The organism is Pandoraea sp. ISTKB, from assembly GCF_001721285.1.
In the GTDB taxonomy this organism is placed as follows: Bacteria; Pseudomonadota; Gammaproteobacteria; order Burkholderiales; family Burkholderiaceae; genus Pandoraea; species Pandoraea capi.
Genome location: NZ_MAOS01000039.1, coordinates 106,189 through 126,464, shown reverse-complemented (window position 1 = coordinate 126,464; position 20,276 = coordinate 106,189). Strand labels below are relative to the sequence as shown.

General features: G+C 62.9%; 13 protein-coding genes. 10 read left to right on the top strand and 3 right to left on the bottom strand.

Features of this window, described 5'->3' with window-relative positions:
• The 8 genes from A9762_RS15435 to A9762_RS15400 all read left to right on the top strand — a co-directional run bounded on the left by A9762_RS15435 (nt 1) and on the right by A9762_RS15400 (nt 14,426).
• Nucleotides 1-5,403 carry a contractile injection system tape measure protein gene (locus A9762_RS15435; protein WP_069342890.1) on the top strand — a complete coding sequence of 1,801 codons (5,403 nt, stop codon included), beginning with the start codon at nt 1-3 and terminating at the stop codon, nt 5,401-5,403.
• The gene (locus A9762_RS15430; RefSeq protein ID WP_240493580.1) at nt 5,385-6,773 is read left to right on the top strand and encodes an ATP-binding protein; all 1,389 of its coding nucleotides are present in this window, start codon (nt 5,385-5,387) and stop codon (nt 6,771-6,773) included. The genes A9762_RS15435 and A9762_RS15430 overlap by 19 nt, the downstream gene beginning before the upstream one ends.
• A gap of 1 nt (nt 6,774) precedes the next feature.
• Nucleotides 6,775-10,044 (top strand): hypothetical protein, encoded by a 3,270-nt coding sequence (locus A9762_RS15425; protein WP_069342889.1) that lies wholly within the window; start codon nt 6,775-6,777, stop codon nt 10,042-10,044.
• A 72-nt stretch (nt 10,045-10,116) separates the two neighbouring features.
• Nucleotides 10,117-11,319, top strand: coding sequence for a sensor domain-containing diguanylate cyclase (locus tag A9762_RS15420; protein WP_069342888.1), 1,203 nt, complete (start codon nt 10,117-10,119; stop codon nt 11,317-11,319).
• A gap of 122 nt (nt 11,320-11,441) precedes the next feature.
• Complete coding sequence (locus tag A9762_RS15415) at nt 11,442-12,128, top strand: hydrolase (protein WP_069342887.1); 687 nt, start codon at nt 11,442-11,444, stop codon at nt 12,126-12,128.
• Between the two features lie 107 nt (nt 12,129-12,235).
• Nucleotides 12,236-12,676, top strand: a complete 441-nt coding sequence (locus A9762_RS15410; RefSeq protein WP_069342886.1) for a DoxX family protein — start codon at nt 12,236-12,238, stop codon at nt 12,674-12,676.
• A gap of 78 nt (nt 12,677-12,754) precedes the next feature.
• A complete protein-coding gene (locus A9762_RS15405; protein WP_240493579.1) occupies nt 12,755-13,120 on the top strand; it encodes a helix-turn-helix domain-containing protein in 366 nt (121 codons plus the stop codon).
• Nucleotides 13,113-14,426 carry a type II toxin-antitoxin system HipA family toxin gene (locus tag A9762_RS15400; RefSeq protein ID WP_069342885.1) on the top strand — a complete coding sequence of 438 codons (1,314 nt, stop codon included), beginning with the start codon at nt 13,113-13,115 and terminating at the stop codon, nt 14,424-14,426. The genes A9762_RS15405 and A9762_RS15400 overlap by 8 nt, the downstream gene beginning before the upstream one ends.
• 75 nt (nt 14,427-14,501) lie before the next feature.
• Here the strand turns inward: A9762_RS15400 and A9762_RS15395 are convergent, their stop codons facing one another.
• Complete coding sequence (locus A9762_RS15395) at nt 14,502-15,845, bottom strand: MFS transporter (protein WP_069342884.1); 1,344 nt, start codon at nt 15,843-15,845, stop codon at nt 14,502-14,504.
• A 169-nt stretch (nt 15,846-16,014) separates the two neighbouring features.
• A complete protein-coding gene (locus A9762_RS15390; RefSeq protein WP_069342883.1) occupies nt 16,015-16,971 on the bottom strand; it encodes a LysR family transcriptional regulator in 957 nt (318 codons plus the stop codon).
• Between the two features lie 130 nt (nt 16,972-17,101).
• Between A9762_RS15390 and A9762_RS15385 the strand changes: the two genes are divergently transcribed.
• Entirely contained in the window at nt 17,102-17,959 is an 858-nt protein-coding gene (locus A9762_RS15385) for an oxidoreductase (RefSeq protein ID WP_069342882.1), read from the top strand.
• Nucleotides 17,960-18,038: 79 nt separating this feature from the next.
• Here the strand turns inward: A9762_RS15385 and A9762_RS15380 are convergent, their stop codons facing one another.
• Nucleotides 18,039-18,974 carry a LysR family transcriptional regulator gene (locus A9762_RS15380; RefSeq protein ID WP_069342881.1) on the bottom strand — a complete coding sequence of 312 codons (936 nt, stop codon included), beginning with the start codon at nt 18,972-18,974 and terminating at the stop codon, nt 18,039-18,041.
• 119 nt (nt 18,975-19,093) lie between these two features.
• On the opposite strand from A9762_RS15380, the gene A9762_RS15375 reads away from it, so the two are divergent.
• Nucleotides 19,094-20,242: an iron-containing alcohol dehydrogenase gene (locus A9762_RS15375; RefSeq protein ID WP_069342880.1), complete on the top strand. Its 1,149-nt coding sequence runs from the start codon at nt 19,094-19,096 to the stop codon at nt 20,240-20,242.
• Nucleotides 20,243-20,276 lie beyond the last annotated feature (34 nt).

Below are 20,276 nucleotides of genomic sequence, written 5' to 3'. Positions count from 1 at the left end.
GTGCAGGCGCGCCATCGGATCCGCAAGCTCGACTTCGACCTGACGTTCGCGTCGGGCGAGATGGGCATGTCGCAGGGTGAACCGCTTCGTACGCTGGTCGTCGAGCGTTTGCTGCCGGTGATGGCGTCGGTGCTCGACGATGCGGCCCGCGACCTCGGGATCCATCGCATCGACCGGCTCGACGTCGATCTCGGCGAAGTCGAGGCCGAAGCGTTGCCCGATGCGCTGGCGGAGCAGCTAGCGTTGGCGCTGGCTGAGGTGCTGGGTGACGGGCGTGACGGAGAGGGCGCGGGGAGTCCCGAGCGATATGAGCGACATGAGGGATATGGGCGCCATGAGGAACGTGAAGACGTTTCGATCGCGCCCGTGCCGTTGAACGCCAACTACGGGGCAGATGATCCGACGGATAAGCCTGACGTACCGAAGGCCCGCCGATTCGCGACGCAGACGGACGCCGACGTCGCAGATCTCATGGCATTTCTGACGCACGGTCTGGCAGTGGGCGACGTAGCGAGCGACTCGCGCGATGGCTATCCCGGCAGGCACACGGACACTGAGCGGCCTGCTCGCGTGTCCGATGTCGCGGCTTCCGGTGCTTCCGATGTTGTGGCGTTGGGGGCTTCGACGATGACCGGGCGTTCGGTCGCCTCGGTCACGCCTGTTGGCGCGGTCGCCTCGGTTGAGTCCAGTGAATCGACCTCTGCGACCTCGGGCGTTAGTTCGGCTCGCTCCACGGAATCGACGGTATCGGAGGTATCGGACGATCCACTAGGCCGTCTGCTCGCTCGGGTACTTGTAGGCGGCGTCGAGAGCGTTCGTCGGCAAATTCAGGCAAGCGCCTCGCCAGAAGTCTTGATCGAACGCCTGACGAAGCAGTTTTCGGCGAGCAACGTCGCCGCGATGATCAGGGCGCTGCATCCGAATGCCGCGTCCGAATGGCTGCGCGAACTCGACGCGCTTGAGTCGCTGCTGGCCACTGCCGGTTGGCGTCCAACGTTGCGCGCCGACGCACAACGGGTCGCGAGAGCGAGATTGATGGTGGCAGGCCTGGGGCTGTCAGGGACCGGCGCGCAATCGATGCCCTGGCATGACGTTTGGCACGCCGTGCTTTCCCGCGCTCGCGTCAATGTCTGGCCCGGCACGAACGAGGAAGCAACGGCGAGCATCCGGGCGGTGTTGCGTGCCGCGACTTCAGGGCGATCGGGCGCACTGCCGTCGCCAATGATCGACGCGTTACACCGGGTGAGTCAGACGCTCGGCACGCCCGGCAGCATAGCGCCAGAAGCGACGCTTCACCATTCTGACCGTGGCGCCCATCACGTGGCGGGAGACCCGTGGACACCTCCATCCGACGCGTCGACGGACGAGGCGAGGGCGACGACGCACCGTCCGTCGAGCGGCGCACGGGCTGCCCGATGGAAAGCGCTATTGGCAGCAGCTTTTACGCGCGGGCAAGCCGAACCGCTCTATAGCGTCTGGCCGCAACTGATGGAAAACCATCCCGAGCTGCTAAGCGAGGCGCTGCATCACTACCTTTCGGTCCCGGACTTGCGTGAGCGAGTCGCCTCGACATTCCCGTTGTCGATGCTGGAGGACATGCTTCGACTGCTCTTGTCTCGTTGGCTGACGATGCCGACTGACGACCTCACGACGCCGCCGGGCACATTGACGTCACGCATTCCAACGCGCTCGGGTACTGAGGACGTGGCGGGACGCGACGCGACGGCAGCCCTGCAAGCGGCCGTGCATCTGTCGACGACCGGGGGCGAATTTACCGGCACAGATGCGCTTAGGCCCGAGACACGCGTCGAAATGGAGATGATTGGCGGGAGTGGTGCGGACAGCGAGAAAGGCGGGGCATACCGGGAAAACATAACCACAAATCCGATGGCGAGTGCACCGGTTGAAGTCACGACGGACACGGAAGCGGATACAAGCGTAGTTGGCGTTGGCCAGAGCAGCAAGGCAGACGACGAGACCGCGAGCATGAATCTGACGGCGCGTGCGCATGTTGATGTCACGACGGACACGGAGACGGATACAAGCGTAGCTAGCCACAGCAGGAAGGCAGACGAAGAAAACGCGAGCGTAAATCCGACGGCGCGTGCGCATGTTGAGGTCACGACGGACAAGAAGGCGGATACGAGCGTAGTTAGCCACAACGGCAAGGCAGACGCAGAACGCGTCACCGGTTATGCGGCCACGAGCATGCATTCGGAAGACGCAACGGACCCGGTTGCTGGGGCGGATTCTGACGAGAGCGCGCTCGTAGAGACCGATACGAGTGATGCCGGGATCACGGCCATTTCTGAGTCAATCACGAGCGAGGCGATGACCACCGCATCGGGATGGCGTCGTGTATGGTCTGGCGACGTGGCGTCCTTGGTGCATCGGGCGACGTTCGCTGAGCATGTTTCCCACGCCAGGACGGTGCAGACGCAACGCGTGTCGGGTGATGGACTTGACGCGTCAGGCACGCCGAAGATCGCATTGGAAGCTGCCGCCTCCGCGACCTCGCCGGATATGGCGATCAGTGAGGCGCAGCGCCCACGCGCTATGGATCGTCCTCGATCCCTGTTTGAACCGGAGCGTTTGCCCGGCGTTCAGCGAACGACGGCGCCAAGTCCGGTGCAAGTCGCTGCGAGCGCTCCCGAAAGTGCCACTCTGTCGAGTTCGAACGACACGACAGACGCATTGCCGCTTGCCATCGATAACGCCGACGCCACGTCAGCCCCGGAGACGCTACCGGCGCATGAGCGTCTCATTCGCGCGCTGCTGAGCGGCTCCCCGGAGGCGCTGTTCGAGGACTGGCAACGATGGCTGGCCAACGAAAGTGATGCGCTGTCCGGCGTCTGGCGCCATTACGCGGGGTACGACACGGTGTTGATCCGCGTCGTGCAAGGTTTCCCGGAAAACATGCTGGCCGATCTCGCGACGCTTCTTGACCCTGCGGCCTCGTCGCTCTGGCGTTCGCTTTCGGCGTTGTCGTGGGACGTGTTCAATGAGGGTAATTCGCTCAATCCGCTGCCCGGCAACGTCTCGTCGGAGCACCTGATCGGCAGCGACCACCAACACCTGAGGACAGCGAGCTACGATGTCGAGAGCCTGCCGATAGCGACGGCGGTCAGCACCCCTGACGTGAGCGGTGCACGGGCGAGCCATCGGTCCTCATCGACGCCTTCATCGACGTCCCCACCCATACCCCCGTCGTCATGGAGTTTCGCGACGTGGAAACGAATCGTCTGGCACGCTGTATTTACGCATCTGCGAGGCGGGGGTGCTAACGCTTCCATCACCCAACTGAGTGCGCTCGTCCATCGCTCGGCAGCAGCGCCGTGGCAGCATCGCCTGATCGATCAGTGGCTTTCGATGCCGGTCACGGCAACGCCTTCGCTGCGACTCGAAAGCCAGACAGATCGCGCGATGGAAAGCGCAAGCTCGGAAGTATCGTCTACGAACTCGAAGACAAGGGATGTTGCCATCCCCGGTCATGATGACGAACGAGCGGACGCCTCTCGGAATGACGCGCGTGCTTCGACAGATGACGCGTTGAAGGACGCACTCAGCCCATCGGCAAGCCAGGGCGAAACAAGGCTTCACGCCATCGAAGCCGACAGCACGCTGGACGCCGGCAACGTCTCGGTTGTCCCGGATGCACCAGAGACACCAGAGATGTCGGAGATGTCGAATTCTCAGGGCGCACTGGACGGCAGTCAGGTACCGGTCGTCAGCGGGACACAGCGGGTGAGCCGGAACCGCGCGTCGTCCATCGCTGATCGCAGCGACGCGCCAACAGCATCGTCCACCGAGGCGCTGCAACGCCTGCTGCGTCTCCGACACGAAGTGCTGCCGCGAGGCGGCGATCTGACGGGTGAGATGGCGCGACTGACAGACGCACAACGAGCAACGCTGCAACGTGAGCTTGCGACCGCCCATCCTGCGCTGACCGCCGGGGCGGGAGACCTCACTGCCACCGACTGGCAAGCCATCATCGACACGATGATCGCGACGAGCGACGTGATTCCCGACGAGCATCGTGACGTTCTCTACCGTTCGATTGCCGCGCATGCGCCAGACGATGCCTCGACGCCGCCGAGCGCAGTCGCCCGGTACTTCGCCAGTGTCGCGGCCGCACTCGCCAGCGATAGCGTGCTGGAACTGGAAGCGTTAAGCGAAGCCGCGTCCGACGATGCGCCAGCATTTCCCGACGATGCGACTGACACTGAGCCGCAGATCCGGGCGCACGACGCGGCGACGACACCTCAGTTGCCGGGTGCTTTCCCCACATCCCCAAAAACCTCAGATCAAGATGGGCCTCCGGCATCGGCACAGTTGGCATCTGCCGCCGCGCAATCCAAAGCCCAAACCCGTCGCACCGCCATGCCAGATGACTTCATCGACTACCTGACTTCCTCGGCATTTCGTTCCGCGCAACTGCCGCCGTCCGGGTTCGATATCTGGATACGGCAGTCTGTCTATTCCGGTGCGCACGTGTTGCGTCCGGTCATTGCGCTGGCCGCAGACGATGAGGTGCTTGCCGGACGCTGGCTGGATCTCATCCCGCAGCCGTTGTGGCCCGGCCTCGCACGGCTGTCGCCTCGCGACACGCCGCAGGTCGCAACGATGCTGCGACTCGCGACGGATATCGCTGAGATGTGCGCGACGTCCATGCAGGCCATCGCGGCGGCGGATTTACCTCGCATGCGCTGGCTAAGCCTGTTCCCGTGGTTATTCGCCCCGCAGCGTCCGTTCGATTCGGCAGTGTTCGCCGGATCGATGGTGACGCGACTGGCGCGTCATGCCGGTGTCGAGGCGCCGCCCGCGCTGATCGCTCAAGTCCAACAGCAAACAGGAATCGACATGCGTTCATCCCCTTCGAACACGAACGAGGCGGCCGCCCAAACGCCTTTCGATGTGCCCCACGCCGGTACTGTCCTGATGAGTGGGTTCCTGCCCATGCTGTGGAAATTCGTCGAACTCACTCACGACGGACGCTTTGTCAGCGAAGCCGCTGCCGAGCGTGCGGTGCTCTTGCTGTATTACGCCGGTACGGGGCAGACCGAAGCGCCGGAACACGAGTTGACGATGCACAAGCTGCTGTGCGGTGTGCCGTTCGCCACGCCGGTGGCGCGTCATCTGGATATCACGGAGAAGGAAGCCGCGACTTGCGATCAGATGATCGACGCCATGCTCCAGCACTGGACTGCGCTCGGCAATACCTCACGCGCCGGGCTGCGCGAAGCGTTCCTGCAACGTGACGGTCGGTTGTCGCTGGCCGAAGACGGCTGGCATTTGGACGTGCGCCGCCTCACCATCGATGTGCTGATGCGCCAGATGCCGTGGAGTATCTCCACGATTCAACTGTCGTGGATGGAGCAACCGCTATGGGTGAACTGGGCATGACGTCTGCACCGACCGCCGCCAACGCGCTGGCTGCCAACGCCGAAAGCCTGTCGCGAGAAATCGCGTGGTTCGGCGCCGTGCTCGAAACCCGGCTGCACGCCTATTTCATGCACGAAGGCGTGCCGCACGATATCCACGGACATACGCCGCCGACGCTAACCGACGATCCCTCGCCGTTTGCCCAGGCGCTGGTCGAGTACGGTCTGGCGGACGACTTCGACGCACGCGTCGTGCTCATGCTGGCCATGCTGCCGCACGTCAGGCCACAAGCGCTGGATCTGCTGTTTACGCAGAACAAGAACACCGAGCGCCAGTTCACGGAGTTCGGCGGATGGCGTGCGCAACATCACAGCGGGTTGCTGCCGACCGGTGAGACGGCGGCGTTCGTGCTCGCTGGCGACGACTTGTCGCGCCGCTTCGAAGTGCTCGACCTGTTCGACACGGATCACGTGTTTGCACGGGCGGGCATCCTCCGGCTGGAACGCCGGGCAGACGGCGAGCCCGCGCTGGCCGCAGCGTTGCACGTCGAGCGAGATTTTCTGGAACGCAGCACGTCCGGGCGCGAGCACAAGCCGGATTACAGCGCGGGCTTCCCCGCCAAACGTATCACCACGCAGCATGATTGGCACGATCTCGTGCTGACGCCGGACGTCATCGACGAAATTGACCAGATTCGCCAGTGGCTCGACGGCGGGGAAGCGGTCATGCGCCGCTGGCAGCTCGACCGGATGATGAAGCCCGGCTTTCGTGCGCTGTTCTACGGGCCGCCGGGTACGGGCAAGACGCTCACAGCCACGTTGCTCGGCAAGGCAGCCGGTGTCGACGTCTACCGGATCGACCTGTCGAAAATCGTCTCGAAGTACATCGGCGAGACCGAGAAGAACATGGCGAACGTGTTCGATCAGGCGCAGAACAAGCGCTGGATCCTGTTCTTCGATGAGGCGGACGCGCTCTTCGGCAAACGCACCGAAGGAAGTAGCGCCAACGACCGTCATGCGAATCAGGAGGTCGCGTATTTGCTTCAACGCATCGAAGACTATCCGGGCGTGGTGCTGCTCGCCAGCAACCTGAAAGGCAATATCGACGAAGCGTTTGCACGACGCTTCCAGAGCGCTATCCACTTCCCCATGCCCGACGACGCCCAGCGGCTTCAGCTCTGGCGCAATCTCTTCCCCGAGCGTCGGGGGCTGGCGGCCGACGTGGACCTCCCCGGGCTGGCGAGCGCTCATGTGCTCTCCGGCGGCGCGCTGCTCAACGTGGCGCGACATGCCGTGATGTGGGCCGATCGCGACGGTCGCGATACCGTCTCGCAGGCCGACTTGCAGCGTGCCATCCGACGCGAACACCTCAAAGAAGGACGCACGATCTGATATGAGCCACGTCGACTTCATGGGGCGCTGCGGCAGACGCAGACGAATTTCGTTGCTGACCGCCGGGATGGCGGGGCTGACCCTGTCGCTTGGGGCGCTCGTAACGCTCATTTCGTTACCCGCCGTCGCAGCGGTGCCGGTGGCGGCGAGTGCCGCGACGTCGTTGCCTACAGCACACCCGGCGTCGCTGCCTGCCGCCGCGCCGGTGGCCGCGTCTGCGCCGGGCGCGGTCGCGCCGGCTTCCTCGGTCAGTAGCGCTTCCGCTGCGTCTCCGACGGCCGCTGCCGCATCAACGCCTGCGGCTGCGCCGGTGACACCGCCTGCGCCACAAGCACCTGCTGCACCGGCAACTGCGCCGGCAACGAGTCCCGCGACGTCCGCATCGCCGCCGTCAACCGTCAAGGGTGCCCCGACGCAAGCCGTCGCCGCGCCTGCCGACACGCCGTCGGTCAAGGTCTCGCGCATGGCGCCGCCCATTGGCAGCGACGGCAAGCCGATGACACCCGAGCAGGCGTGGCGCATCGTCAATACCGTGCAGGTCACGCCGGAGCCGACCTCCGGCCCGTCTACCGTGCTGATTTCTGCTGATGTGGTGCGCCATCTGGCACCGGCCACACGACGCGCCATTCAGCAGGCGCTCCTCGTCATCTATTCGGAAGACCCGGCCTACCTTCAGGCTTATCGTGAAAGCACGCGACCGCTGTCGGACAATCTCGTCGGTCCGATCACCTTGTCGTGGCTCAATCGTTTCTGGCTCGACTTCAAGATGCAGCCGGTCGGCAACCTGACCAGTGCGTCGGTGCAGGCGTTGCTGAAGTTCGCGTCGATCGTGCGGGCGCATCCGCAATGGAAGGCCGATCTGGTCGGCGCAGATCTCGGTCGCTGGATCGACGGGTTCGAGCCAAAGGAGCAGGCGCGGTACTACCAGATTCGTCTTGCGGGCACGGACGACGAGATCGCCGCCATGCTCTGGCTCTATCACCTGGATACCGACGGGAATCGCAACGCGGGCCCCGATCCGGATCGAGCCCTGCTGACGATCTACAACTACACGCTCGACGCCGCCGACTTCAGCCTGCTGGCGTCGAAATCCAAGGTCATCGACCATCTTTCGGCCTTGCAGGACAAGGTCTATCTGAATCAGCCACTGTTCGATGCCGCCGTGCTCGACGCCCTCAAGGATCTCGGCAAACGTGCCGAAGCCTATCTGCCGGAAGCCCGGGCCGTGGCCGTCACCACGACGTACCAGCTCACGGACGCCTCGCTTGCGCAACTCCGTAACGACAACCGTGTGCCGACGGAAATCGTCGACGCCGTCTCGGGGCTTACCGAGGAGTACGCCAGTCAGGCCGACTTCAACGAAGCGATTCTCGATGCCACCTCGGAGATCAAGACGCCGGTCGATCCGTACGTGCCGGACATCGTGCGCGCCGCGCAGTCGCAGACCACCTACGTGCTCACGGCGCAGGCGCTCGCAGAGCTGGCGTCGAGCCGCCGCAACGAGTCGGTGCCGCCGGTCGTGCTCGACATGCTCAAGGGATTGCAGGGGTTGCAGTATCCGCAGTTGTGGCTGTTCGACCGGGCGGTGATGGCGCGCTTGCGCGAAGGTGTGGGCGCTTGTCCCACGGGCATTCCGGGGAGCGTGGCCGATGCGCGCAAGATTTCGTCCGATCAGATGCAGCAGTTGTCAGCCGTGCTGCGCGACCCGGCACTGTTTGCGCAGCTCGAAGCGCTCTGGCGCAAAGGCACGTGCAGCAACGTTGAGACCTTGTCGCTGCCGCAACTGATGCAAGCGCTGTACGATCGTTTCCGGCCGTCGCTGGTCGCAACCGCCCGCAAGCGGCCGGTGTTCGACCCGACCCGGCAGGTGAGCTGGAGCGGTGACGGCTGCGGGTGCCTGTTAGACCATCTGCAAGGCACCGTCTATGGCTTCTTCCCGTTCTGGATGGCCGGGCCGAAGCAGAACGTCGACTTCAGCACGCTCACGCGCATCGGCTACTACGGTGCGACGTTCGACGATACCGGCTCGCTGGTGCAAGCCAATTACGGCAGCAATTTCGTGGAGTTGTCGCAGACGTCCGCCTCGTTGCCCGGTGACTTCGTCTCGGTGGCGCAACGACATCAGAGCGATGTGCAATGGGTGATCCAGCGCAACGACTGGCGGACCTGGACGCGTCTGGACAAGGATCGCAAGGTGGCCGTGCTGAACCGGCTCGGCGCGGACATCGTGAAGCTGCTCTCGACCGGCTTGCGTAACTGGACGGCGTCGGTGTCGAACCATCTGCCCTTCGGCGCGCGCTTTGCGCCGACCAACGGCAGCGGGGTCGTGCTGTTCTTCGACGGCTACCCGGAAGATCCCGTGTCGGTCGTGGTGTTCAACCAGTTTGTCGACCAGCTTCGCACGCAGTTGCGCCGGGCGAGGGCAGGGGATCGCATCGACATTCTCGTGCGCCACGATCGCGTGGGGCATGGCATCTACACCTACTCGAACCTGCTGCAACTCGTGACGGACACCGACAAGAACGTTTCGACCGACCTGCTGGCGCGTGTCGACCGGGACCGGAACCGGCGTCCGAATTTCCTCGTGCTGCTCGATGAACCGACGACCGACTCGAAGAAGGCGCTGCGCGAGTCGGTCGAAGCCGGACTGCATGGCGAGGATCGTCGCACGGTGCTGCGCCAGATCATTCCCGTCATCACGTTCGATAACGACAACTGGCAGCAGCTTCAGGACGATATCGTCTACGCGCAGGACAACTTTGGCGGTATCGGCTTCTGGCCGATGCCACTCAGCAATGCGGCGGCGGAGGCGTCGAAAACCGATCCCGCCGTGCCGTCGGCAGCGTCGCTCATCCCCAAACCGACGGAAGGGGTGCAGGCCTGCACGATGACGCGCAGCATCAGCGAATGTCTGGCGGATCACTACCAGATTCCCGCCGGCGCGCAGTCCTCGGCCGTTTGCAAGACGGTGTGCGAGAACCTGTTCGCGTTCCGGCTGGCGACGAAGATCGCCTTGCTGTTGCTGATCGGGTGTGGCGTGGCCTACTACGTGTCGTGCCGCTGGCGCGAGTGGATGACGCGTTACTATCACGCGCCTTCGCTTGCGATTGCGGGGATCTGGATCCTGCTCAGCCTGGCATTGCTGTTCTGCGACCCGTTCTTGCGATGGCTGGCGCGCGGCTACATGATCCCGATATTCCTCGTGCTGTTCATCGTGGCGTTGATCGCGTGGTACCAGTACCAGCTCAAGGCGCGCGATGATCAGCCCTGAGTACGGAGACGATCGCCGCGTCACGGAATTCGGCTATGCTGGCGGCTAAAACAAAAATCTCGCGGCGCGTACATGTCTATCCCGGCGGTTTTCATCAGCATTGCCATTCTCTCGTGTGTGATGAGCGTTGCCGTGCTCGGCTCACTGTTTCAGGCGCATGTCCCGGGGGTACGACTGTGGAGTGTGGCGAGCGGCCTGCTGGCGCTGACGTCCGCATTGCTGTTGATGGGAACCTCAGACGTCATCGTCGCGACATCGAGCAGCCTGCTGATGATCGCGTCGCTGCTCGGCGTGCAGGGGTTTCGCCAGTTTCTGAGCACGCGAGCGAGCTACGCATGGGAATACGTCGCACTCGCCGTGATCCTCATGCTGCTGATTCACTGGACGTTCGTATCGCCCCATGTCGATGCACGCAGCGCGATGATTTCCGGCGTCATCGCGTACGTACGATTTAACATCGGTTGGATGGTGTTGAAGTATCGGCCGCCGGGTCGTCCCAAGTACGCCTATTACTTCGTTTCTGTGGCGGCAACGCTGGGGGCAGTGGTGCATGCCGTGCGCTCCTTCGCTTATGCCGTGGGGCTGGCGCATGAGACCGTGTTTCTCCAGCCGACACCGCTAAATGTCCTGTTCCTCGGCATGGCGACGCTCACGCTGCCCTGTCTGTCCGTCGGCATGGTCCTGCTGGCGCATGACCGGCTCGCCGACCGGATGGAGCGTCTGGCAACGTTCGACGATCTGACGGGGGTGCTCGCCCGGCGGGCGTTCATCGCGCGTGCAGAGGCGGTCGTCGCTCGCACGGCGGCACGTTCGCCGCTGTCCATCGCAATTCTGGATATCGACAATTTCAAGAGCGTCAACGATCGGTACGGCCACGCGTCGGGCGATTTTGCGCTGGCGCATGTTGCGTCGCTGATCTCACGCGCCGTACGGGCGGACGATGTGGTCGGGCGTATCGGGGGCGAAGAGTTTGCCGTGCTGCTGCCGGCGGCGACCCGCGAGGAAGCTGGCCGACTGGTCGACCGTCTGCGCCTCGTCGTTGCCAGCTCCGGCTCCTGCGTTTCCGGCCGCGACGTCACGCCCACGTTGAGCGCCGGTGTGGACGCGTTCGGTGAGAACGACACCCTGGCGACCGTCATGGCAAGAGCCGACGCGGCACTCTATGCCGCCAAGGCACGTGGCAGAAACTGCGTGGTTGTCGCGACCGATGGCGGGACGATCCCGGAGGACGCCCGATATCCGCAGGTGGTCGGTGGGCAGGCCGCCGCCGGGTGAGTGTCATCCGCATGGCAGCAGCCGTTTCAACGACTAATACCATCATCTGATGTTCCGGCGAGGGGCGGTCGACTAGTCTTTCGTGGGGTTGCACAGTGCACCTCAGCTAAAGGACTCCGACCATGTCTAATCCCAAACTCGAAGTTTTGACCCCTCAGAACAGCCAGCTCATCATCATCGACCATCAGCCGCAGATGGCATTCGGCGTGCAATCGATGGATCGGCAGGCACTGAAGAACAATGTAGTGGGTCTGGCCAAGGCCGCGAAGATTTTCAATATCCCGACGACGATCACCACGGTCGAGAGCGAATCGTTCTCGGGTTACACGTATCCCGAAGTGCTCGACGTGTTCCCCAACGCGAAGACGCTCGAACGCACGTCGATGAATTCGTGGGACGACCAGAAGGTGCGCGACGCCCTGAAGGCCAATGGTCGTAACAAAGTGATCGTCGCAGGTCTTTGGACGGAAGTGTGCAACACGACCTTCGCCCTGTGCGCCATGCTCGAAGGCGGCTACGAGATCTACATGGTGGCCGACGCCTCGGGAGGCACCAGCAAGGAAGCGCACGATTACGCCATGCAGCGCATGGTGCAGGCCGGCGCCGTGCCGGTGACGTGGCAGCAGGTGCTGCTCGAATGGCAACGTGACTGGGCGCATCGCGACACTTACGATGCCGTGATGAAGCTCGTGAAGGAGCATTCGGGCGCTTACGGCATGGGCGTCGACTATGCCTACACGATGGTGCACAAGGCAGCGCAACGCACGGCAACCACCCACGAATCGATCGCCCCGGTTCCGGCGCGCTGATCGGTCGTTGCCTGATCAAGCGGTTTGCCCCTGTCTTCGGCGATCCGGCCGACGACAGGGCGAGCCGCGTGCTTGCAGGCTTGTCTTTCTCCCAACCGGGATGAATCATGCGGCTCCCGAATCCGTCATTACCGTCCACTGAAGGCAACGATTACCGGCTAGCGGGCTGGATCGCGTGGCTCGCCATGCTCTTGCTATGCGCAGCGTACCTTCAGGGCGGATTGGTCAAACTCTTCGATTTTCCCGGCGCGGTGGCCGAAATGCGGCACTTCGGTCTGGCACCTGCCGCACCATTGGCAGCGGCGACGATTGCGCTCGAATTGGTGGCGTCGCTCATGATTCTGACGGGACGAGGGCGCTGGCTGGGCGCGATCGCGCTGGCGGTCTTCACGCTGATGGCCTCATTCCTGGCTAACGCGTTCTGGCGCGCGCCGCCCGACGCGCGTTTCATGATGGCAAACGGCTTCTTCGAACACCTCGGTCTGGTCGGTGGCTTCCTGCTCGTCGCCCGGCTGGATTTGCGCAAGAGGCGAGATCGTCTGGTTTAGTGGGTAGCCCGTGCGTCGCTCAGTCTCAACATCGGCGTAGGAGGGTGACGAGCGATTCGCCTTGAAATCGTCAAAAATTTGTATAAACTCAAAATAAATCGTCATTTATTTGAGTTTATTGTGAAAAAATCCCTGCATGCCGACCTGCTGCCTTTCGAGGCGGAGGAGGTCGTCACAGCGCTGGGCGAGACGGTGGCCCTCGCGCGACGTGCACGTGAATGGACGCAAGCCGATCTCGCCGCCAAGATGGGGACCAGCGTGAACACCGTGGTCAACATCGAGAAGGGACGGCCCTCAGTCAGCTTCGGTCAGGTGCTGAACGCCTTATGGGTGCTGGACCTATTGGGGCCCCTGCGCGACGCTATTCGCCCGGAGGACGATCCCGTCATCCAGCAAGCCGCCATGATGCGCCTGAAGCGTGGCAGGAGAGTGCCACATGGCTGAAGCACGTCCCGTCTGGGTTTGGCTTCCGGGTGCGGTCTCGCCTGTCGAATGCGGCACTTTTACGTGGTCACCGGGGCACGGAAGCTTCTCCTATTCCGAAGCCTATCGTGCTCGGCAAGATGCGATTGCCATTGACCCGATCAATCTGCCATTTTCACGTTCCACCAAGCCCGCCTCGACGACGTCGATGAACGGCGTCTTCGGCGTATTGCGCGACGCTGCACCGGAAGGTTTCGGCCTCGATTTGTTGAACGCCAAGTATGGCAACAGAACACTCGATGAAATCGAGCGGATGGACCTTGCCGTCGGCGACGGTGTTGGGGCCATCGAAGTCTGTTTGCCCGAGCAAATCGAACGCAAGGTCGATTTTGAGCCGCCGAGCGAGGACGAGCTTCTCCAACGATTGGAAAACACGGACGTCGGCGAATCCATCACCGGACTGGTTCGTCAACTGACGGGTGACGAAGACGGTACCAGTCTCGGCGGGGAAAAGCCGAAGCTGACGATCACCCGAACCATCGATGGAAGCACCGAATGGTGGATCGCAAAGTTGCAGCCACGTAACGGTGCTCGCCTTTTACCCGCGCGTGAATACGTCGCCATGAAGCTGGCGAAACGATGCGATATCGATGTCGCCGACGTGAGCTTTGCGCGGATCGGTGCACACGAGGTTGTACTGGTGAAGCGATTTGACCGTAACGTCGTTGAAACCGGTGTCGAGCGTTTCCTGTTTGCCAGTGCCGCAACAGTGCTCCGTCTGGGAAGTGACGCGGCGACGGGAGACCAGGATCGCTCCTATCCCAAACTCGCTCACGAATTGAGTCGATGGTGCGGGGATCGGCATCAAGGCGCGGCCGACCAGCAACGCGAGCTATGGCGCCGGATGGCGTACAACGCTCTGGTCGGCAACTACGACGATCATCCACGCAACCACGGGCTGCTCAACAAGCAGGGATCGTGGGCGCTGTCGCCCGCTTATGACATCGTCGCCATGCCGCAGACGCGTCTCGTGCAGGCCATGGCCGTGAATCGGAACACACGGGTTGCATCACCGGACAACCTGATTCTCGATGCGCCACGCTTTGCCTACGACCCCGCCGAAGCATGGGAGACACTGCGCAGCATGGCAGCAACTGTCAACGCATCGTGGCGTGAACTGTATGCCGACGAGTGTGGTCTCGGTGAAGAAGATCTTGAGCGACAACGGCCGGCGTTCCAGCTCGCTGAGGGGATCGTGTCAGGCACAATGACGATTGACCCTGCAATGTTGACAGGGCGTCGAAGACACATCGGCCGCCCTGCGTGACTTCGACAAACCAAACAAAAAAGCCGCCGGACATCGTGCCCGCGGCTTTTTTGCATGACAACGTTGACAACGGAATCAGTCGTCCAGCGGCAAACCGCTGCGATCCTTGACCAGCGCGACCGCCACGAGGGAGACGAGGGCGCAGGCGATCATGAAGAACACCACCGGCACGTAGCTGCCACCGAAGTAGGCCACAAGCGCCGTTGCGATCAGCGGCATCGGGCCGCCCACGAGCGCCGCGCCGATCTGATAACCCAGCGACATGCCCGTGTAACGGATCGACGGCGGGAACGCCTCGGCGAGCAGCGTGCCGATCATCGAACCGTATGTCGTCCAGATCACGCTCAACCCCACGCCCACAGCCACTGACGCCAACAGAATCGACTTCTGATTGAGCAGCCAGAAGTACGGCCCGATCCACACGATGAACGCCACCGTCCCCCAGAGAAACACTTTCTTACGGCCAATCTTGTCCGACAGATGGCCGAAGTAGAGCATGAACGGGAACGCAATCAGCGCGCAGACCAACACGATGTTCAGAATGTCAGACCGTTGGAAGCCGTGACCGATCATGTACGAAATCGTGAACGTCGCATAAAGGAAGAACGTCGACGTTTCCACTACCTTGGCGCCGATCGCGATCAGCACTGCCCGCCAGTGGTCCTGCAACGTTTCCTTCAGCGGAATCCGCGTCTCGGTGCGCGTGGCCAGAATCCGCTTGAACGACGGTGTCTCACCCACGGCGTTACGAATCCACATGCCGATCAGCACCAGCACGATCGAGCCAACGAACGGAATGCGCCAGCCCCAGCTCTGAAAATCGGCGTCGCTGATCGAGTTGCTCAGCAGTGACGTGATGATGTTGCCCAACGCCAGACCGAGCACCGCGCCCGTCTGCGGCACAGCGCCGTAGAAGCCGCGACGATGACGCGGCGAATACTCGACCGCCAGCAATACGCCGCCACCCCATTCGCCTCCGAGCGCCAGTCCCTGCATCAGCCGCAGCAGCGAGAGCAGGATCGGCGCCCACACGCCAATCTGGTCGTAATTGGGCAGCAGCCCCATGAGCACCGTCGACATCCCCATCATCGTCAACGTGATGGCCAGCGTTTTCTTGCGGCCGACGCGATCCCCGATGTGCGCAAAGATCACGCCGCCGAGCGGACGAATGACGAAGGCCAGCGCGAATGTCGCAAGCGCCAGCAGATTGCTGACCAATGGGTCCGTGCTGGGGAAGAACTGCTTTGCGAAGATGATGGACGCCATCGTTCCGTAGAGGAAGTAGTCGTACCACTCGATCGTGCTGCCGACGGCACTGCCGAGCAGCGCACGACGGCGCTCGGCGTCGGGCACCATCGTTTCTTTCATCGCAGACGTCAGGCTGGGGGTGCCTGCGCTGTTGGGCGCGATTCCGCTCATTGTCTCCACCTTGTTTTTTAATGACCGGACGAAGTCTACAAAGGCGGCGCGCGTCAGTACACTGAAGGTTGGCGTTAGCGCTATAACTTTCTCTCAAGGCTGGCGATGCCTGCGCGTCCCAGCATCATGCGAGAGACGCATACCGAACGACTTTTGTTCGACGGATGATTTACTTTCGACCGCTCGCCGACGCTTGCGCTGCGCGAAGCTCGGACGCCTCGAGAAAGTAGTCCCGATTGCCCGCCATATGCTCGATCATGAAATCGATGAACGTCTTCACCCGCAAGGGCTGCTCCGTCCTGTGGCGGTAGTAGATATAGATCATGCCGTACTCGGTGACATGGTCCGTCAGCAGGGGAACGAGACGACCGCTTCGGATATGTGTCGCGGCATTGAAGCTGCCCAGTTGCCCGATGCCCAGTCCTGAGAGGACCGCCTGCGTCTCCATCTCCGTATCGTTCACGCAGATGGCGGCAGGCACATCGCGATAGACGGTCTCGTCGCCGATCAGGAACTGCCACTGCGCGAGCTTGCCCGTGTTGGCGCGTCGGTAGCCCGTGCAGCGATGCTGCGCAAGCTCGTCGATGCTCTGTGGCGCACCGTGACGTGAAAGATATTCCGGCGACGCACATACGATCAGTTGAATCGGCACCAGTCGCCGTGCGATCGATCCACCCGCCGGCGGTGGTCCGCCACGAAAACCGACGTCCGCCCGGTCGGTCACGAGATCCGTGAAGTGGTCGTCGAACTGCACGTCGAGCTGAACGTTCGGATATCGCTGCTGGAACGTCTCGAAGTAACGCCACAGGACCGGCAACCCGAAGGCGCGCGGCGCGCTCACACGTAACGCGCCGCTCACTTCCTCTTTCGAACGCCGAACGTCGTCGAGGGCAGACGACAGCATTGCCAGCGCTGGCTGCGCACTTTCCAGGAGCTGCTGACCTTCTTCCGTGAGGCTGAGCTTACGTGTGGTCCGGTGAAATAGCCGCACCCCCAGCTCCTTTTCCAGTTGCATCACGGCGTGACTCGCGGCTTGAGGCGAAATGCCCTGATCGACCGCCGCCGCCCGGAAGCTGCCGAGTGTCGCGGCCCGCACAAAGACGGTAATCCCTCGAATGCCATTCATGTCACGGCCCCTATCGACAAATAATTGACAAATAAAAGTTGATTATCCATCAAGTATTGAACGGCTAGTTCGTGTCAATCGCTGCGCCTACCATGGCATCACCTCACCACACACATGAAGGAGAAGCACCATGGCAAGCGCTCAACACACGGATTTCAAGCGGGTTTGGTTCGTCACGGGTGCCTCGCGCGGCATCGGGGCACTGATCGCGGAGGCGGCGCTCGCCGACGGTAACGCGGTCGTGTCCGCCGGACGTAACGTGACGGCCATCGTCGAGCGTCTGGGCGATGCAGCGGGTCTGCTGCCGGTCACGCTCGACGTTACCAACGAAGCGCAGGCGAAGGCAGCCGTTCAGGCGGCGCTCGACAAGTTCGGACGCATCGACGTGCTGGTCAACAATGCCGGCTTCGGCCTGCTGGGTGCGGTGGAAGAGTCTTCGGACGAGGACATCCGCCGGATGTACGACACAAACGTGTTCGGCCTGTTGAACGTGACGCGCGCGGTGCTGCCGGTCATGCGGGCGAACCGGGCCGGCCACGTCATCAATATTTCCTCGATCGGCGGGTATCGTGCCGCTGCCGGATTCGGTGTCTATTCTTCGACCAAGTTTGCCGTCGAGGGCATCACGGAAGCGCTGCACGCGGAGCTCAAGCCGCTGGGGGTACACGTCAGCGTGGTCGAGCCCGGCTATTTCCGTACGGACTTCCTCGACACTTCGTCGCTGGTCGTCGCGCCCCACATCATTGACGACTATGACGCGACCTCGGGCGCTGTACGTCGCCGCGCGGTGGAGATGAATCACAACCAGCCCGGCGATCCGGTGAAACTGGCCAGTGCGGTGGTGACGCTGGTCGACGCCGCCGAACCGCCGCTGCGCCTGCCGCTCGGTACCGATACGCTGGCTGCCATTGCGGCGAAGAACGCCTACGTGACGCAGGAGATGCAAACGTGGGAAGCCCTCTCGGCATCGACGGACTTCGCGACCTGATGTCGGTCGCGCGCAGATGACGGATCGCCTGCGGCGGCGCAATGTCCGTCGAGCCGCCGCAGGCCTGCGTCGATACGCTTTACCGGGTGGCGCCGTTGGCGACGATGGCGTCCATCAGCATGCGGGCCCCATGGGAGGTGGGGGCGCCACGGCGCGTCACCAGCTCGTACGGCTCGCTGAGCGATGAGAGTTGCAGCGGGAGCGTACAGGCCACGCCATGCTCGGTATAGAAACGGGCCACGTCGATCGATACCAGTGCGACCAACGCAGGATTCTTCTGTAACAGTGAGACGGTGGCGAAGGCCGATGTCGTTTCCAGTAAATGTGCCGGGAATCGCAAGCCGACGTCGTGGAATTCCCGCTCCAGCAGTCGACGCATCGGCATGTTCGCCCGGTAGACCACCCAGCGGTAGTCGGCAAGTGCCTCCAGGGAGACGCTCGCCGCATTGGCTAGCGGGTGGGCCGTATTGGCGATCACTGCCAGCGTTTCGTCCTGCACAAACACGCTGTCGTAGAGGTAGGGCGTCTGACTGACGCTCGTACGACACACGGCAAGGTCGAGCCGGCCGGCGTCGATCTGGCTGAGCAACGTGGCGCTCGTGTCCTCCACGATCTCGATGGACATTTCCGGCTGCGCCTCGCTCACGGACGTAATGGCATCGGTCAGCAACGGCACGGCCCCCATGATGACGCCGACCGAAACGCGTCCACCGTGGCCGCGCATGATGCCGACCATCTCTTCACGCAGATGCGCGAGATCTGACTGGATCAGACGCGCATAGCGAATCACGCAATGCCCGACGGCATTGGGCTCGAGCCCGCGGTTCGAGCGCTCGAACAACGCCGTGCCGAACGTCGTCTCGATCTCATGCAGCGCTTTGCTGGCCCCTGGCTGCGTCATGGCAAGTTGCTTCGCCGCCCCTAGCAACGACCCGTGCTCCTCGATGGCGATAAGCAGACGAAGCTGTTTGACGTGCAGCCGGGAGATGATCGAGTTAAGGGAAGGGGGCGTCATTGTCTTGATGAAAAGTTATATCGCTATCAAATGCTGTCAATATCGCCGCGACGTGATGGGCCATACACTGCGAAATCGCTGCGTGAGCATAGCGCTCCTATAACTTTTCGTCATCCACTATGTCCCTCATCAACTACATCACCCAGATCCAGTTCGGCTACGACGCGATTCGTCTGCTCGGCGGCGAGTGCGAGCGCATCGGTATGCGCCGCCCGCTGATCGTGACGGACGCCGGCATTCGCGCGGCCGGGCTGCTCGATACCGTTCTGGACGCATTGGGCACATTGGGCGCGGATCAGCCGATACCTGTCTTCGACCAGACGCCGCCGAACCCGAACGAATCGGTCGTGCGCGACGCCGTCGCCATGTACCACGCCAACGCCTGCGATGGCGTCATTGCGCTGGGCGGTGGTTCGTCGATCGATCTGGCCAAGGGGGTGGCGGTGTGCGCCACGCACGAGGGGCCGCTTCAGCAATTCGCGGTCATCGAGGGCGGCGTCGCGCGCATTACCTCGGCAACCGCACCCGTCATTGCCATTCCGACGACAGCCGGCACCGGTAGTGAAGTCGGTCGTGGCGCCATTCTGATCCTCGACGACGGTCGCAAGGTCGGCGTGATCTCGCCGTACGTCGTGCCGCGCGTCGCGATCTGCGATCCGGCATTGACGCTGGGCCTGCCCGCCGGATTGACGGCCGCCACCGGCATGGACGCCATCGCGCACTGCATGGAGACGTTCATGGCCCCCGCATTCAATCCGCCCGCCGACGGCATTGCGCTCGACGGCCTTTGGCGCGCGTGGCGTCACATCGAGCGGGCGACGCGCGAGCCGTCCGATCGTGAGGCGCGCCTGAACATGATGAGTGCGTCGATGCAAGGGGCACTGGCGTTCCAGAAAGGGCTGGGATGCGTGCACAGCCTGAGCCATTCGCTGGGGGGCATCAATCCTCGTCTGCATCACGGCACGCTCAACGCTATCCTGTTGCCTGCCGTGATCGCGTTCAACCGTGCAGCGCCGTCAATGCAGCAAGACGCGAAACTCAACCGTCTGGCGCAGGCGATGGGCCTAACATCGGGCGACGACGTCGGTCCGGCGGTTGCCGACATGACGGCGAAGCTCGGTCTTCCCTCGGGGCTTGCGGAACTGGGGGTGACTCGAGAGCTATTCCCGCGCATCATCGAGGGTGCGCTGAAAGATCACAGCCACAAGACCAACCCGCGAGAGGCCTCCCCCGAGGATTACCGCGAGATGCTGGAAGCGTCGATGTAAAACGCGGCGAGGCGCGCGGATGTCCGGTGCGCCT

Excerpts from the sequence above, each read along its gene's own strand:
- A9762_RS15430 (WP_240493580.1), top strand. The coding sequence starts at position 5,385 with ATGGGTGAACTGGGCATGACGTCTGCACCGACCGCCGCCAACGCGCTG.
- A9762_RS15425 (WP_069342889.1), top strand. The coding sequence starts at position 6,775 with ATGAGCCACGTCGACTTCATGGGGCGCTGCGGCAGACGCAGACGAATT.
- A9762_RS15420 (WP_069342888.1), top strand. The coding sequence starts at position 10,117 with ATGTCTATCCCGGCGGTTTTCATCAGCATTGCCATTCTCTCGTGTGTG.
- A9762_RS15415 (WP_069342887.1), top strand. The coding sequence starts at position 11,442 with ATGTCTAATCCCAAACTCGAAGTTTTGACCCCTCAGAACAGCCAGCTC.
- A9762_RS15410 (WP_069342886.1), top strand. The coding sequence starts at position 12,236 with ATGCGGCTCCCGAATCCGTCATTACCGTCCACTGAAGGCAACGATTAC.
- A9762_RS15400 (WP_069342885.1), top strand. The coding sequence starts at position 13,113 with ATGGCTGAAGCACGTCCCGTCTGGGTTTGGCTTCCGGGTGCGGTCTCG.
- A9762_RS15395 (WP_069342884.1), bottom strand. The coding sequence starts at position 15,845 with ATGAGCGGAATCGCGCCCAACAGCGCAGGCACCCCCAGCCTGACGTCT.
- A9762_RS15390 (WP_069342883.1), bottom strand. The coding sequence starts at position 16,971 with ATGAATGGCATTCGAGGGATTACCGTCTTTGTGCGGGCCGCGACACTC.
- A9762_RS15385 (WP_069342882.1), top strand. The coding sequence starts at position 17,102 with ATGGCAAGCGCTCAACACACGGATTTCAAGCGGGTTTGGTTCGTCACG.
- A9762_RS15380 (WP_069342881.1), bottom strand. The coding sequence starts at position 18,974 with ATGACGCCCCCTTCCCTTAACTCGATCATCTCCCGGCTGCACGTCAAA.
- A9762_RS15375 (WP_069342880.1), top strand. The coding sequence starts at position 19,094 with ATGTCCCTCATCAACTACATCACCCAGATCCAGTTCGGCTACGACGCG.